Origin of the sequence: Pseudooceanicola spongiae, from assembly GCF_014899185.1 — a bacterium.
Classification (GTDB): Bacteria; Pseudomonadota; Alphaproteobacteria; order Rhodobacterales; family Rhodobacteraceae; genus Pseudooceanicola; species Pseudooceanicola spongiae.
The window spans coordinates 1,856,736-1,870,742 of the sequence record NZ_CP045201.1 but is presented as its reverse complement, the minus strand read 5'-3'; the positions used below and the strand labels follow the sequence as shown (position 1 = coordinate 1,870,742).

General features: G+C 62.6%; 12 protein-coding genes. 10 read left to right on the top strand and 2 right to left on the bottom strand.

Going from position 1 to position 14,007, the window contains the following annotated elements:
- Nucleotides 1-2: 2 nt before the first annotated feature.
- Nucleotides 3-440, bottom strand: a complete 438-nt coding sequence (locus F3W81_RS08845) for a MarR family winged helix-turn-helix transcriptional regulator (RefSeq protein WP_193083227.1) — start codon at nt 438-440, stop codon at nt 3-5.
- A 171-nt stretch (nt 441-611) separates the two neighbouring features.
- Between F3W81_RS08845 and F3W81_RS08840 the strand changes: the two genes are divergently transcribed.
- From F3W81_RS08840 to F3W81_RS08805, 8 genes are all read left to right on the top strand, one after another.
- Nucleotides 612-2,039: a 6-hydroxynicotinate reductase gene (locus F3W81_RS08840; RefSeq protein ID WP_193083226.1), complete on the top strand. Its 1,428-nt coding sequence runs from the start codon at nt 612-614 to the stop codon at nt 2,037-2,039.
- Nucleotides 2,039-2,908, top strand: a complete 870-nt coding sequence (locus F3W81_RS08835) for a UPF0280 family protein (protein WP_226941923.1) — start codon at nt 2,039-2,041, stop codon at nt 2,906-2,908. The genes F3W81_RS08840 and F3W81_RS08835 overlap by 1 nt, the downstream gene beginning before the upstream one ends.
- On the top strand, nt 2,901-3,479 hold the full coding sequence (locus tag F3W81_RS08830; protein WP_193083225.1) for an amino acid synthesis family protein: 579 nt from the start codon (nt 2,901-2,903) through the stop codon (nt 3,477-3,479). Before F3W81_RS08835 ends, F3W81_RS08830 begins: the two co-directional genes overlap by 8 nt.
- A gap of 349 nt (nt 3,480-3,828) precedes the next feature.
- Nucleotides 3,829-6,012, top strand: coding sequence for an anthranilate synthase (locus tag F3W81_RS08825; protein ID WP_193083224.1), 2,184 nt, complete (start codon nt 3,829-3,831; stop codon nt 6,010-6,012).
- A 261-nt stretch (nt 6,013-6,273) separates the two neighbouring features.
- On the top strand, nt 6,274-6,597 hold the full coding sequence (locus F3W81_RS08820) for an H-NS histone family protein (protein ID WP_193083223.1): 324 nt from the start codon (nt 6,274-6,276) through the stop codon (nt 6,595-6,597).
- Between the two features lie 267 nt (nt 6,598-6,864).
- A complete protein-coding gene (locus F3W81_RS08815) occupies nt 6,865-8,199 on the top strand; it encodes an NAD(P)-dependent oxidoreductase (RefSeq protein ID WP_193083222.1) in 1,335 nt (444 codons plus the stop codon).
- Between the two features lie 66 nt (nt 8,200-8,265).
- Nucleotides 8,266-9,570 carry an NAD-dependent dihydropyrimidine dehydrogenase subunit PreA gene (gene preA, locus F3W81_RS08810; protein WP_193083221.1) on the top strand — a complete coding sequence of 435 codons (1,305 nt, stop codon included), beginning with the start codon at nt 8,266-8,268 and terminating at the stop codon, nt 9,568-9,570.
- 132 nt (nt 9,571-9,702) lie between these two features.
- A complete protein-coding gene (locus tag F3W81_RS08805) occupies nt 9,703-10,083 on the top strand; it encodes a YigZ family protein (RefSeq protein ID WP_226941922.1) in 381 nt (126 codons plus the stop codon).
- A 176-nt stretch (nt 10,084-10,259) separates the two neighbouring features.
- Here the strand turns inward: F3W81_RS08805 and F3W81_RS08800 are convergent, their stop codons facing one another.
- A complete protein-coding gene (locus F3W81_RS08800; RefSeq protein WP_193083220.1) occupies nt 10,260-10,904 on the bottom strand; it encodes a TetR family transcriptional regulator C-terminal domain-containing protein in 645 nt (214 codons plus the stop codon).
- 247 nt (nt 10,905-11,151) lie between these two features.
- Here F3W81_RS08800 and F3W81_RS08795 point away from each other — a divergent pair, with 247 nt between their 5' ends.
- Both F3W81_RS08795 and hydA read left to right on the top strand, forming a co-directional pair.
- Nucleotides 11,152-12,402, top strand: coding sequence for a Zn-dependent hydrolase (locus F3W81_RS08795; RefSeq protein WP_193083219.1), 1,251 nt, complete (start codon nt 11,152-11,154; stop codon nt 12,400-12,402).
- A gap of 135 nt (nt 12,403-12,537) precedes the next feature.
- Nucleotides 12,538-13,998, top strand: coding sequence for a dihydropyrimidinase (gene hydA / locus F3W81_RS08790; RefSeq protein ID WP_193083218.1), 1,461 nt, complete (start codon nt 12,538-12,540; stop codon nt 13,996-13,998).
- Nucleotides 13,999-14,007: the final 9 nt, after the last annotated feature.

The following is a 14,007-nucleotide window of genomic DNA, read 5'->3' as shown; positions in this document are numbered from 1 at the left end:
CGTCAGCAGAGTTTGCGCAGCAGGCTCAGGAAGGTCGCGATCTCGTCCGCGTCAAGCGGGGCGAGGGTCTCGCCGGTGATGGCGAGGGCGGCCTGGGCAGTGCGTTCATAGACCGCGCGGCCGTCTTCGGTGGCGGAGAGGTAGTGGCGGCGGCGGTCCTCTTCGTCGGGCGTTGCCTCGACCAGACCGCGGGCGCGCAGACGATCCGCGACGCCCTTGATGGTGGCGGCATCCATCGCCACGGCCCGCCCAAGCGCGTTCTGCGAGGTCGGTCCCATCTCGCACAGCTTGGCGAGGGTGGCGAACTGGGTCGAGGTAAGATCCGGCAGCATCTGGGTAAAAATCGACAGGTGACGCTGCGAGGCACGGCGCAGGAGGAAGCCAACCTGCTCCTCCAGCTTGTAGGCATTTGCTGCCTTATCCTTGAACTCATACTGCATGCAAAAATGTATCTCTGGCGGTGTTGGGATTGGCAAGGTGGAAAGAGATTGACAGGGTCGTTGGCGCACATGCAAAATCCATTTGCATACGAACGAACTTTACGACGTGGACCGGGGGCGATGACCCCGCGAGGGAGGCGCCAGCCCCCTTGTTTGCAGGAGTGACGCGATATGGCGCCAGTTGACAAGATCCGGTGCGATGCCTGCCCGGTGATGTGCTACGTCGCCGAAGGGCGCACAGGCGCCTGTGACCGATATGCAAATGAAGGCGGCAGAATTGTGCGCTGTGATCCGGTGACGGTGCTGGACCGTCGTCTTGCGGCGGGCGGAGAGATCCGGCCCTTCGCTCAGGCCGACTGGGATGGCGAAGCGCTGGCGGGCGGGGATCTGTTCGTCTCGGGCCTCGGCGCGGGCACGACCTATCCGGATTTCAAGCCCGCCCCCTTCATCGTCAGCCGCGAGATTGAGGGCGTCGATACCGTCACCGTGGTGACCGAGGCGATCTATTCCTATTGCGGCGTCAAGGTGAAGATCGACACCGATCGCCACATCGGGGACGAGCGCGCGATCGTGCGCGCCAAGGGCGAGCCGATCGGCATGGTGATGACGGCCGAATACGGCTCTCAGATGCTGTCGTTGGGCGGGGTGGATCACCTGACCGGCGGTTCCAAGGCCGAGGGGCGCGCGACCTGTGACAGCCTGATGGCCCTGTGCAACGGCGAGGCAGTGGAGCTTGAGATCGAGGGCGGCTCAACCGTGCTGGTGCAGGCGGGGCAGGCGCCGGTTGTGGACGGGCTGCGTGAGGAACGGATGCGGGTCGGTTGCGGGTCGGCCACCATCGGCATGTTCGCGGGACAGTGGCAGGGGCTGGTGGACGAGGTTGTCGTCGTCGATGACCATATCACCGGCGTCGTCAGCGAGCATCAGGCGGGCAAGGTGATCGGTTGGCAAGAGTCCGGGATCAAGATCAAGGGGCGGCGGTCGACTCCGGGGCGGTATTTTCAGGTGGCCGAGCCGGGGCTGGGCTGGGGCGGCACGGACATCAGCGATCCGCTGACCATCCTTGGCGACTGGCAGGCCAAGAAGGGCGCACGGGCCGGGTTGACGCTGCTGATGGTGTCGACCACGGGCGAACACGCGGCCTATTACGTGCTGGACGAAGATCTGAATCCGGTGTTGCAGTCAATGCCGGAGGGCCTGCTTCCTTCCGTCGCGCTGATCGAGGAAAACTGCGAACCGGCGCTGTGCACGGTGATGTTCTGTGCGGGGGCGGGCGGGTCTCTGCGCTCGGGCGTGACGCGCAATCCGGTGCGGCTGACCCGTGCGGTACAGTCGGGCGCGGCGAAAGTCACGCTTGGCGGGGCCGAGGCGTTTTTGTGGCCGGGTGGCGGGATCACCCTGATGGTCAACGTGCTGGACATGCCGGCGGGCAGCTTTGGCTATGTGCCGACGCCCGCACTGGTGGCACCACTGGAATTCACCATGCCGAGGGAGCTGTACCTTGGCCTCGGCGGCTATGGCGACGCGATCCGGCCTCTTGCGCAGGTGCTGGAAGAAGGCGGCGAATACGGTGACACCTTCCGCGCCCTCGGGCGGTGATGGGCCTGCCGCTGATGCAGTCTGGGGTGGCGCGGGCGGCACTGCTGGCCGACGGCGCGCGATTGCATCTGCAGGCAGGGCCGATCGATCTGATCCTCTGGGCGGAACCGGACGTGCGCAGCGCGGCATACGCGGAGGCTGCTCTGAGGTTCGATGGTCTGCTCGAGGCTCTGGCGGCTGAACTTGGCGAATTGCGACGTGAGGGCGGCCAGCCGCGGGGCGTTGTCGCGCAGCGGATGGCGCGCGCCGTGGCGCCCTTTGCGCCGGAGTTCATCACGCCGATGGCCGCTGTTGCCGGTGCCGTGGCCGAGGAGGTGCTGGCCGCCATGGCAGGTGTCGCACCGGGGGCGAAGCTGTGGGTGAACAACGGTGGGGATATTGCCTGGCAGGTGACAAGCGGAGAGATGCGGCTGGCCATGGCTGGCGGGTCCATCGCGGTTCCGGCGTGCGCGACATGGCGAGGCTGCGCGACCTCCGGTCGGGGCGGGCGCAGCCATTCGCTGGGCATTGCCGACGCGGTGACGGTGCTGGCGCGCAGTGCGGCGGTGGCGGATGCGGCAGCGACGATGATTGCCAACCGGGTCGATCTGCCGGGACACTCAGGCGTGCATCGCCGTCCGGCTGAGGAACTCTCGCCCGATAGTGACCTCGGCGCGCGGCTGGTGACGGTGGGGCTGGACGTGCTGAGCCCGGCGGAGGTCGAAACTGCACTGGCGCGCGGTGCCGCTTATGCGGCTGGCTTGCAGGCGCGCGGGCTGATCGGGCCGGTGCATCTGGCCTTGCAGGGGCAGTCGCGGCAGGTTGGCATGAGCGATTTGATAACGGATACAAGCGATACAATGATGAAACTGGAGGCGCCACATGGCTGAATTCACCCTGCGCAAAACGATGATTTTCCTTGAGGAGATCGCTCATGATGGCGGCCCGGCAGGCCCCATGCGCCAGCGCGGCGCGGTCGTCGCACTGGTCAGCAACCCCTTTGCGGGCGGCTATACCGAGGATATCGCCAGCGCGATGGACGATCTGAAACCGCTCGGCCTTGCCATGGCGGACAAGCTGATCGCGGCCATGGGCGGCATCGAGGGGATCGACGGCTACGGCAAGGCGGCGATGTGCGGCGAGGCGGGAGAGTTGGAGCATACCGCGCTCTGGCATGTGGCGGGCGGCTACGCGATGCGCGAACGGCTGGGCGAGGCGCTGGCCATCGTGCCCTCAGCCATGAAGCAGGGCGGGCCGGGTACCCGGATTGACGTACCGCTGGGTCATATGAACGCCGCCTATGTCCGCAGCCATTTCGATGCGATGGAGGTTGGCCTGCCGGACGGTCCGCGCGCTGGCGAGCTGCTGTTCGCGCTGGCAATGTCGCGCGGGCCACGTATCCATGCGCGCGTCGGCGGGCTGACGGTGGATCAGATCAGCAAGGGCGACGGGCTGCGCTGAGGGGTCTTGCGCTGACGCTCAGGCCGGGTCCGCGACGCGGGTCCGGTCGATGCCGCGTCGCGGACGTGCGCAAGGCAGGACTGCGCCCCTCGCCATTGGCGCGGCAAGACGACTTGACAGCATGTGCGCGAGGACGGATTTACAGCGCTGAATTGTGTTGCTAAGTCAGGGTGCCCGACAGGATCGGGCCGGCAGGACAAATGAAGGACGCGGAATGATCGGGAAACGATGGCAAAGCTGGCCGTTGTCCTGGCGATGGTGAGGCCATCGCCGCACTGACCCCATTCCGATACCCAAGTGGCGTGACTGCAATGTCTGCGCGCCGCCCCTGTACAGAGACGTATTCCCGATGACCGACCTCACTTTCCAGACCAAGGGGGGTGTGACCGTCACCCGCCGCGAATTGCCTGCAACCTACATGACCGACACCGATGCTTTGGCGGTCAGGCTGGATTCGCACCGTGGGGTGCTGCTGACCTCGAACTACGAATATCCCGGGCGCTACACCCGTTGGGATTTCGGCTTTGCCGAGCCGCCGGTGATGATCGAAAGCCGGGGCCGCACCATGAAGCTGACGGCGCTGAATGCGCGCGGCGAGGTGCTGTTGAAGATGATCGCTCCGGTCGTGGGCGGGCTGGATGCGGTCGAAAAGGCTGATCTTGGCGACGCCGTGATCACGCTGCAGATCGTCGAGCCGGACCGGGTTTATAACGAAGAAGAGCGTTCGCGTGCGCCGTCGGTCTTTTCGGTGCTGCGGGCGATCGTGGCGCTGTTCTTCTCGGACGAGGACGGGCATCTGGGGCTTTACGGCGCCTTCGGCTATGACCTCGCATTTCAGTTCGAGCCGATTGAATTCACCCTGCCGCGCCCCGAAGATCAGCGCGATCTGGTGCTGTTTCTGGCAGATGATATTCTGGTGGGCGACCACTATTCGACCTCGGCCATGCGCTATCGCTATGAGTTCTCCAAGGATGGGCTGAGCACAGAGGGCGTGACGGGAGGCTCTGTCGCCGAGCCGTTCCGCAAGGGGCGCGAGGATCTGCCGCGCGGTGATCACAATCCGGGCGAATACGCGCAGCTGGTCACCAAGGCGAAGGAGAGTTTCCGGCGGGGCGATCTGTTCGAGGTCGTGCCGGGGCAGGTGTTCTACGAGGCCTGCAAAGATACCCCCTCGGCCATTTTCGAGCGGCTGAAGAAGATCAACCCGGCGCCGTTTGGCTTCATCATGAACCTCGGCGAGCAGGAGTATCTGGTGGGCGCGAGCCCGGAGATGTTCGTGCGTGTGACGGGGCGGCGGGTCGAAACCTGCCCGATCTCCGGCACCATCAAGCGGGGCCGCGACGCCATCGAGGACAGTGAGCAGATCCTGAAGCTGCTGCAGTCCAAGAAGGACGAATCAGAGCTGACGATGTGCTCGGACGTGGATCGCAACGACAAGAGCCGGGTGTGCGAGCCGGGGTCGGTGCGTGTCATCGGGCGGCGTCAGATCGAGATGTATTCGCGCCTGATCCACACGGTCGATCATATCGAGGGGCGGCTGCGCGAGGGGATGGATGCTTTCGACGCCTTCCTGTCCCACGCCTGGGCGGTGACGGTCACCGGTGCGCCGAAGCTTTGGGCGATGCGCTTTATCGAGAAGCACGAGAAGAGCACGCGGTTCTGGTATGGTGGTGCGGTTGGCGCAATCCAGTTCGACGGCGGCATGAACACCGGTCTGACGCTGCGCACGATCCGCATCAAGAACGGTGTGGCCGAGGTACGTGCCGGGGCGACGCTGCTGAACGACAGTGATCCCGACGAGGAAGAGGCCGAGACCGAACTGAAGGCCAGCGCCATGCGTGCGGCCATTCGCGGCGACATGGGCTCCAACACCGGGGCGGGGGATGGCACCCGGCTGCCACGTGGCAAAGGGCGGCGTTTGCTTCTGGTGGATCACGAGGATTCATTTGTGCATACATTGGCGAATTATTTTCGCCAGACGGGCGCTGAGGTTCTGACAACCCGCAGCCCTGTCGCGGATGCGGTTTTTGACCAGTTCAACCCTGATCTGGTGATTTTATCTCCGGGACCTGGCAACCCGTCTGATTTCGATTGCGCCAGTACGATCCGTAAAGCGCTGGATCGCGGCGTGGCCCTGTTTGGGGTCTGTCTGGGCTTGCAGGCGATCTCTGAATACTTCGGCGGCCAATTGCAGCAATTGGACGATCCGGTGCATGGCAAGCCGTCGCGCATTTCAATCACCCACCCGGGTGAGGTATTTGCAGGCCTCGATGAACAGATCACGATTGGCCGATATCATTCCTTGCATGTGTCCGTTGATAGCCTGCCAGAGGATATCACCGTGACGGCAACGACGTCGGACGGAATTGTCATGGGGATCGAGCATCGGGATCTGCCGATTGCCGCTGTTCAGTTTCACCCGGAGTCGATCATGTCACTGGGGCAGGATGCCGGAATGCGCATGATTGAAAACGTGGTGGAACGGCTTGGCGTCAATGCCAATGCCAAACCGAGGGCTGTCGAGAAAATATAGCCTCACGTATTGAGAATGATTTGAAAAGCCGGCCCCGAAATGGTGGCCGGCTTTTTTTATTCGCCTTATGGCTGTGCTGGGCGAGCGGGTTCGAGCGTTGTTAGTGTATTTCTGAGCGGCGGAAAGTCGCCCAATCTAAAATCTGATCGGTATTAACTGAATGTAGATTAATAATGGTCTATTGCCTGTCTTGAATAAATCGTCGTAGGGATCATTAATCAGAAATGGCCACTCCGTCTCTGGACTTGAAAGGAACTGACTATGTTGGATTTTGATTTGGATGCCATGCCACTTGGCGATCTGAAGAAGCTGCAAACGCAGGTGAACACTGCGATCAAGACTTATGAGGATCGCCACCGCAAAGCCGCGATTGCCGAGCTTGAAGCCAAGGCCGCGGAAATGGGCTTTACCCTGTCCGACCTGACCGGCGCGCAAACCGGCCGCAAGGCAAAGGTGAACCCGCCGAAATATCGCAATACCGAAGACCTGACCCAGACCTGGAGCGGCCGTGGCCGTCAGCCGGCTTGGATCAAGGATGCGCTTGCACGTGACGAGTCGCTGGATCAGTTCCTGATCAACAAGTAATCGTCCGGTAAGGTGGGGCGGCCATTCATTAAATGGCGCCCGACCTGCACCGCGGCCGAGGCCCCGGATCGGGTCTGAAGGGGCAAATGGCCTCTTTTTTTGTGCCTGAAGCGGATGATGTGCGCTTCGCAGCCTTGCCTGTGATCGAAATTTGCGCAGATGGACGAAAATTCGTAAAAATCTGTCGCCGCAGAAAATTTACCGTTTGATAAAAAATGAACCTGTGCCACGCTGAGATCACCAAGGATCTCAACGGGAGGCCCCAGGATGAGCAACACGACACTGACACCGGGTATCCAGCCGGAGCGCCTGCCGGGCGACCACCTGGAACAGAACTTTCAGGACCTCCATGCGCCCCTGATGGCGCATGAGGCCCATGTCGCGGCAGATCGCTGCTATTTCTGCCACGACGCCCCTTGCATGACGGCCTGTCCGACTTCGATCGACATTCCGTTGTTCATTCGCCAGATCATGACGGGTACGCCCGAAGCGGCGGCGAAGACGATCCTAGAGCAGAACATTCTGGGGGGCATGTGCGCCCGGGTTTGCCCGACGGAGACGCTCTGCGAAGAGGTCTGCGTGCGGGAAACTGCAGAAGGCCAGCCGGTCGAGATTGGCCGCCTTCAGCGCTATGCCACGGACAAGCTGATGGCGCGCAACTCGCATCCTTTCGTGCGGGCGGCGGAGACCGGCAAGCGCGTCGCGGTCGTTGGGGCGGGGCCTGCGGGTCTGGCCTGTGCGCACCGTCTGGCAATGAAGGGGCATGACGTCGTGATGTACGACGCGCGCCCCAAGGCCGGGGGGCTGAACGAATTCGGCATCGCGGCCTACAAGTCGACCGAGGATTTTGCCGCGCGCGAAGTCGCCTGGCTGCTGGGTATCGGTGGCATCACGGTCGAGACGGGCAAGGCGCTCGGCTCCGGGTTGAGCCTTGAACAGCTGCAGAGCGACTTTGATGCGGTGTTCCTCGGCATCGGTCTGGCAGGGGTCAATGCCCTGTCGGTCGCGGGCGAGGACAAGGGCGGTGTGGTTGATGCCGTGTCCTTCATCGCAGATCTGCGGCAGGCGGATGACCTGACAAAGCTGCCCGTGGGCCGCAATGTCGTGGTGATCGGTGGCGGGATGACGGCGATTGATGCCGCGGTCCAGTCGCGCCTGCTGGGGGCGGAGAGCGTCACTTTGGCGTATCGTCGCGGCCTTGATCGCATGGGGGCGTCGCAGTTCGAGCAGGATCTGGCGGCCTCCAAGGGCGTGCGGATCATGACCAACGTGATGCCGGTTGCGGTGCACGGCAATGGCGCGGTGGCAGAGGTCGAGCTGGAGTACACCCGCGATGAAGACGGCCGGCTTGTCGGAACGGGCGAGACGTTCCGTCTGGCGGCGGATCAGGTCTTCAAGGCCATCGGGCAGACCCTGCAGGGCGCGCCAGAGGGGCTGGAGATCACCCGTGGCAAGATCGTCGTGACAGGCGACGGGCGCACGGCGCTGCCCGGGGTCTGGGCCGGGGGCGATTGTGCCTTGGGTGGCGAGGATCTGACGGTGACGGCGGTGGCCGAAGGGCGCGATGCGGCCGAGGACATTCACAAGGCATTGATGGGGTAGGGCGTTCGCCCCCCACGCAAAGGTGGTTCCGGGCGCGCCCGGCCACCCTACGCAGGGAGACATGACATGGCTGATCTGACGACGACTTTTCTGGGCATTACCAGCCCGAACCCCTTCTGGCTGGCCTCGGCGCCGCCCACCGACAAGGAATACAACGTCCGCCGGGCCTTCGAGGCCGGCTGGGGCGGTGTGGTCTGGAAAACCCTCGGCTCTGAAGGGCCGCCGGTGGTGAACGTCAACGGCCCGCGCTACGGCGCGATCTACGGGGCCGACCGGCGGCTGCTGGGGTTGAACAACATCGAGCTGATCACCGACCGGGATCTGCATCGCAACCTCGACGAAATCACGCGGGTGAAGAAGGATTACCCGGATCGCGCGGTGATCGTGTCGATCATGGTGCCCTGTGAGGAAGAGGCGTGGAAGGCGATCCTGCCGTTGGTCGAAGCGACAGGCGCCGACGGGATCGAGCTGAACTTTGGCTGCCCGCATGGCATGGCGGAACGTGGTATGGGCTCTGCCGTGGGGCAGGTGCCGGAATACATCACCATGGTGGCCGAGTGGTGCAAGAAGTATTACTCCAAGCCGGTTATTGTGAAGCTGACCCCGAATATCACCGATATTCGCCAGCCAGCCCGCGCGGCTTTCAAAGGCAATGCCGATGCAGTCAGTCTGATCAATACGATCAACTCGATCACATCTGTGAACCTTGATGCGATGAGCCCCGAGCCGATGATTGACGGCAAAGGTACGCATGGGGGCTATTGCGGCCCGGCTGTAAAGCCGATCGCGATGAACATGTGTGCCGAAATTGCCCGGGATCCCGAAACCTATGGCAAGCCGATCAGCGCCATTGGCGGGATTACAACCTGGCGTGATGCGGCGGAATTCATGGCGCTCGGCGCAGGCAATGTACAGGTATGCACTGCGGCAATGACCTATGGGTTCAAGATCGTGCAGGAGATGATTTCGGGGCTGAGCCAATGGATGGACGAGAAGGGTTATCAAAGCACCTCCGATTTCATCGGTCTGGCCGTACCCAATGTCACTGACTGGCAATATCTGAACCTGAACTATGTGACCAAGGCGAAGATTGATCAGGATGCGTGCATTTCCTGTGGCCGCTGCTATGCCGCCTGCGAGGATACCAGCCATCAGGCGATCGACATGTCCATTGATCGCGTGTTCACGGTGAAGGACGAGGAATGCGTCGCCTGCAATCTCTGCGTCAATGTCTGCCCGGTCGAGGGCTGCATCGAAATGGTCGAGCTGGAAATGGGCGCTCTGGATGAGCGCACGGGGGAAACTGTAAAGCCCTATGCCAACTGGACCACGCATCCGAACAATCCGGGCGCGGTGAAAGCCGTGGAATAAGCGCAAAACGGGCGTATCTGGCGCCGCGATCTTGCAGAATATCAAAGGGCCGTCCTGAAAGGGGCGGCCCTGTCTGTTTTCGAGGGGTGCATTTCAGGGTATCGCAGTGCTCAGGCGCAGGGGGAGGCAAAGATGGCAGAGCTGATCATTCTGGAGAACGTATTGAGCGATCGCGGCTCGAAATATGCGGTCGCGGGAGGGCTGGCTCAGACCCGGGGGGAGGCGGAGGCTCTGATCAAGGATCTCAAGCGACGCAAGAAGTTTGCCAAGGCGACGCACAACAGCTGGGCGCTTTTGCTGCCCGGTGAGCCGATCAAGGCGGACGACGGCGAGGCGGGTGCGGGCATGGTGATCTTGAGGATGCTGGAACGCGCCGGGTTGGAGGGGCATCTTGTCATCGTGACGCGCTGGTTTGGCGGCACCCATCTGGGCGGAGATCGGTTCCGCCATGTGCAGAGCGCAGTGCGGGCCTATTTCGCGGAGGTGGGCATCGATCCGGGTGACGGGAGCTGAGGAGGAGGCGTCGCTAAGGGCAGGGGAGACGATGGGGCTCTGCCGCAGGGTGCTAAAAGTGGGGGCTCTGCCGCAGGGGGATAAAAGTGGGGGCTCTGCCGCAGGGTGCTAAAAGTGGGGGCTCTGCCCCCGCGCCTTGCGGCGCTCCCCCGGGATATTTCGAACAGGGAAACGGTTTAAGAGGCTTTTGTCGGTGGGGTCTGCGGTGACGGGGCGAGCATGCGGGTGAAGAGCGTTGTGAGGTAGGCTTCGGCCTGCGGAAAAGGGTCGGGGCGGTCGGGGCCTAGCACGGCATGCACCTGAACGTCGAAATCCGCGTAGTGCTGGGTGAGGGACCAGATCGAGAAGATCAGGTGGTAGGGATCGGCCGGGGCGAGGCGGCCTGCGGCCATCCAGCCCTCGATGATGGTGGCCTTTTCATCGACCAGAGTCTTGAGGTCAGTGCTGAGCAGGTCGAGGATATGGGGCGCGCCCTGGACAATTTCATTGGCAAAGAGGCGACTTTCGCGGGGGTGGTCGCGGCTCATCTGCAGTTTGCGGCGGACGTAGGTGAGGATCTCATCCAGCGGGTCGCCGGTGCCCTGAAGTTCACGCAAAGGATCAAGCCAGGTGTCCATCAGGGTCGAGAGAAGATGCGTGTGGATCGCCTCTTTCGAGGGGAAATAATACAGCAGGTTGGGTTTGGACAGGCTGGCCTCGCGGGCGATCTGGTCGACCGTGGCGCCGCGAAAGCCATGCGCAGAGAAGATGTTCAGGGCGGCCTCTGAGATCAGGGCGATATTCTTGCGTTGAATTCGGGTGCGGGCCACGGGTGGTGTCATCCTGTGAAGAGGTCCTTCGAATCTACGGGAAGTTTCTGTCTCTAAAAGCTTTTCTGCGATTTGGGCTGGGTTGTTGCGGATGGAAGCTGTGGGCGGTGCACCGAGTGATTGAAATCTGATCAATCTTGCTGTCCGGCGCATTGTGCGGGCTGCGGAATGGCGAATTTCTTGACTGACCAATGCGCTCTGCTAGCGTGGGTTTGACCAAAAGGTCAAAAGGAATTTACGCCAGTCAAGGAGACGCGTCATGTCTGCACCCGGAGAAAACTTCAAGATCAATGGGGAACGGCTGTGGGACAGTCTGATGGAGATGGCCAAGATCGGACCCGGTATCGCCGGTGGCAACAATCGCCAGACGCTGACGGACGAGGACGCCGAGGGGCGGGCGCTGTTTCAGCGCTGGTGCGAGGCGGCGGGCTGTTCGATGGGGCTCGATTCCATGGGCAATATGTTCGCGACCCGGCCCGGCACGGACGCTGAGGCGCTGCCGGTCTATGTCGGCTCGCATCTGGATACGCAGCCGACGGGCGGCAAATATGACGGTGTGCTGGGGGTTCTGGGCGGGCTGGAACTGGTGCGGACGCTGAACGATCTGGATGTGAAGACGAAGCATCCCATCGTGGTGACCAACTGGACCAACGAAGAGGGCACGCGCTATGCACCCGCGATGCTGGCGAGCGGTGTCTTTGCCGGGCTGCACGACGAGGCCTGGGCGAAGGACCGTGTGGATGCCGAGGGCAAGCGTTTTGGCGATGAGCTGAAGCGGATCGGCTGGGAAGGTGATGAGCCGGTGGGTGCGCGCAAGATGCATGCGTTTTTCGAGCTTCATATCGAACAGGGGCCGATCCTGGAGGCCGAGGGCAAGGATATCGGGATCGTCACACATGGGCAGGGCTTGTGGTGGCTGGAGGTGACTTTGACCGGGAAGGATGCGCATACCGGCTCGACCCCTATGAACATGCGGGTCAATGCCGGTCTGGGCATGGCGCGGATCACCGAGCTGGTGCACGCGATTGCCATGGAGGCGCAGCCGGATGCCGTGGGGGCGATCGGTCAGGCGAATGTCTATCCGAACTCGCGCAACGTGATCCCTGGCAAGGCGGTGTTCACCATCGATTTCCGCTCTCCCGATCTTGAGAAGCTGGACGGCATGCGCGCGCGGCTGGAGGCGGAGGCGCCGAAGATTGCTGAGGATTTAGGCTTGGGGATCTCCATCGAGCCGGTGGGGCATTTCGATCCGGTGACTTTTGATGAGGGCTGTGTCGGGGCGCTGCGGGATGCGGCGGAGCGGCTGGGCTATTCGCATCGCGATATCGTTTCGGGGGCTGGGCATGACGCGTGCTGGATGAACCGGGTGGCGCCGACGGCGATGGTGATGTGCCCCTGCGTCGACGGGTTGAGTCATAACGAGGCGGAAGAGATCACCAAGGACTGGGCGGCTGCGGGGGCAGATGTGTTGCTGCATGCCGTGGTCGAGACGGCTGTGATCGTAGAGTGAGCGCCTGCGCATTGCGCGGGTTGAGATGAGAAGAGGGGGCGCTGCCCCCGACGCGCTGGAGGCGCGCCTCCCCCGGGATATTTCCGACAGGGAAACGATCTCGGGGGGAGAGATAAAAACGACAGGGAGAGTGTGATGAGCAAGGTGATCAAGGGCGGGACGGTTGTCACGGCGGACCGGCAGTGGAAGGCCGATGTGCTGATCGAGGGCGAGACCATCAAGGAGATCGGGCCGGATCTGAAGGGGGATGAATATATCGATGCCGAGGGGGCCTATGTGATCCCCGGCGGGATTGATCCGCATACCCACCTTGAAATGCCCTTCATGGGGACCACGGCGGCCGAGACCTTTGAGAGCGGCACCTGGGCTGCGGCGACGGGGGGGACGACCATGCTGGTCGATTTCTGTCTGCCGGGTGCGGATGGGTCGATCAAGAACGCGATCAACGAATGGCATCGCAAGTCGGCGCCGCAGATCTGTTCCGATATCGGCTATCACATGGCGATCACCGGCTGGAACGAGCTGATCTTTGACGAGATGAAATATGCCGTCGACAATGGTGTGAACTCGTTCAAGCACTTCATGGCTTACAAGGGCGCGCTGATGGTGGAGGATGACGAGATGTTCGCCAGCTTCAGCCGCTGCCGTGAGCTGGGCGCGATCCCGATGGTGCATGCCGAAAACGGCGATCTGGTCGACATCATGCAGAAGAAGTTCCTTGCCGAGGGCAAGACCGGGCCGGAGTGGCATGCCCGCTCGCGTCCGCCGGAGTTCGAGGGCGAGGCGGCGAACCGGGCGATCACCATTGCGGATGCCGCCGGGGTGCCCTTGTATATCGTGCATGTCAGTTGCGAGCAGGCGCATGAGGCGATCCGCCGTGCCCGTCAGAAGGGGATGCGGGTGTATGGTGAGCCGCTGGCGCAGTTCCTGACACTGGATGAGAGCGACTATCTCAACCCCGACTGGGATCATGCAGCGCGGCGTGTCATGTCGCCGCCGTTCCGTGGGAAAGAGCATCAGGACGGGCTTTGGGCCGGGTTGCAGTCAGGCTCTCTGCAGGTTGTGGCGACGGATCACTGCGCCTTTACCACCGAGCAGAAGCGTATGGGGGTGAAGGATTTCACCAAGATCCCGAACGGCTCAAACGGGGTGGAGGAGCGGCTGGCGGTGCTCTGGACGCAAGGCGTCGAGACCGGGCGTTTGACGCCTGAGGAATTTGTCGCTGTCACCTCGACCAATATTGCCAAGATCCTGAACATCTATCCCAAGAAGGGCGCCTTGGTGCCCGGGGCCGATGCGGATGTGGTAGTGTGGGATCCGAAGATCTCCAAGACGATCAGTGCGGCGAACCACCACTCCATCATCGATTACAACGTCTTCGAGGGCTACGAGGTCACGGCGCAGGCGCGCTATACCCTGAGCCGGGGCGAGGTGATCTGGGCCTGGGGGCAGAACTCGCAACCCCAGCCGGGGCGCGGGCGCTTCGTGCCGCGTCCGGCATTTCCCTCGGCCAATACCGCGCTCAGCAAGTGGAAAGAGCTGAACTCGCCGCGTTCGGTTCAGCGCGATCCGATGAATATTCCGGCCGGTATCTGAGGGGCGCGG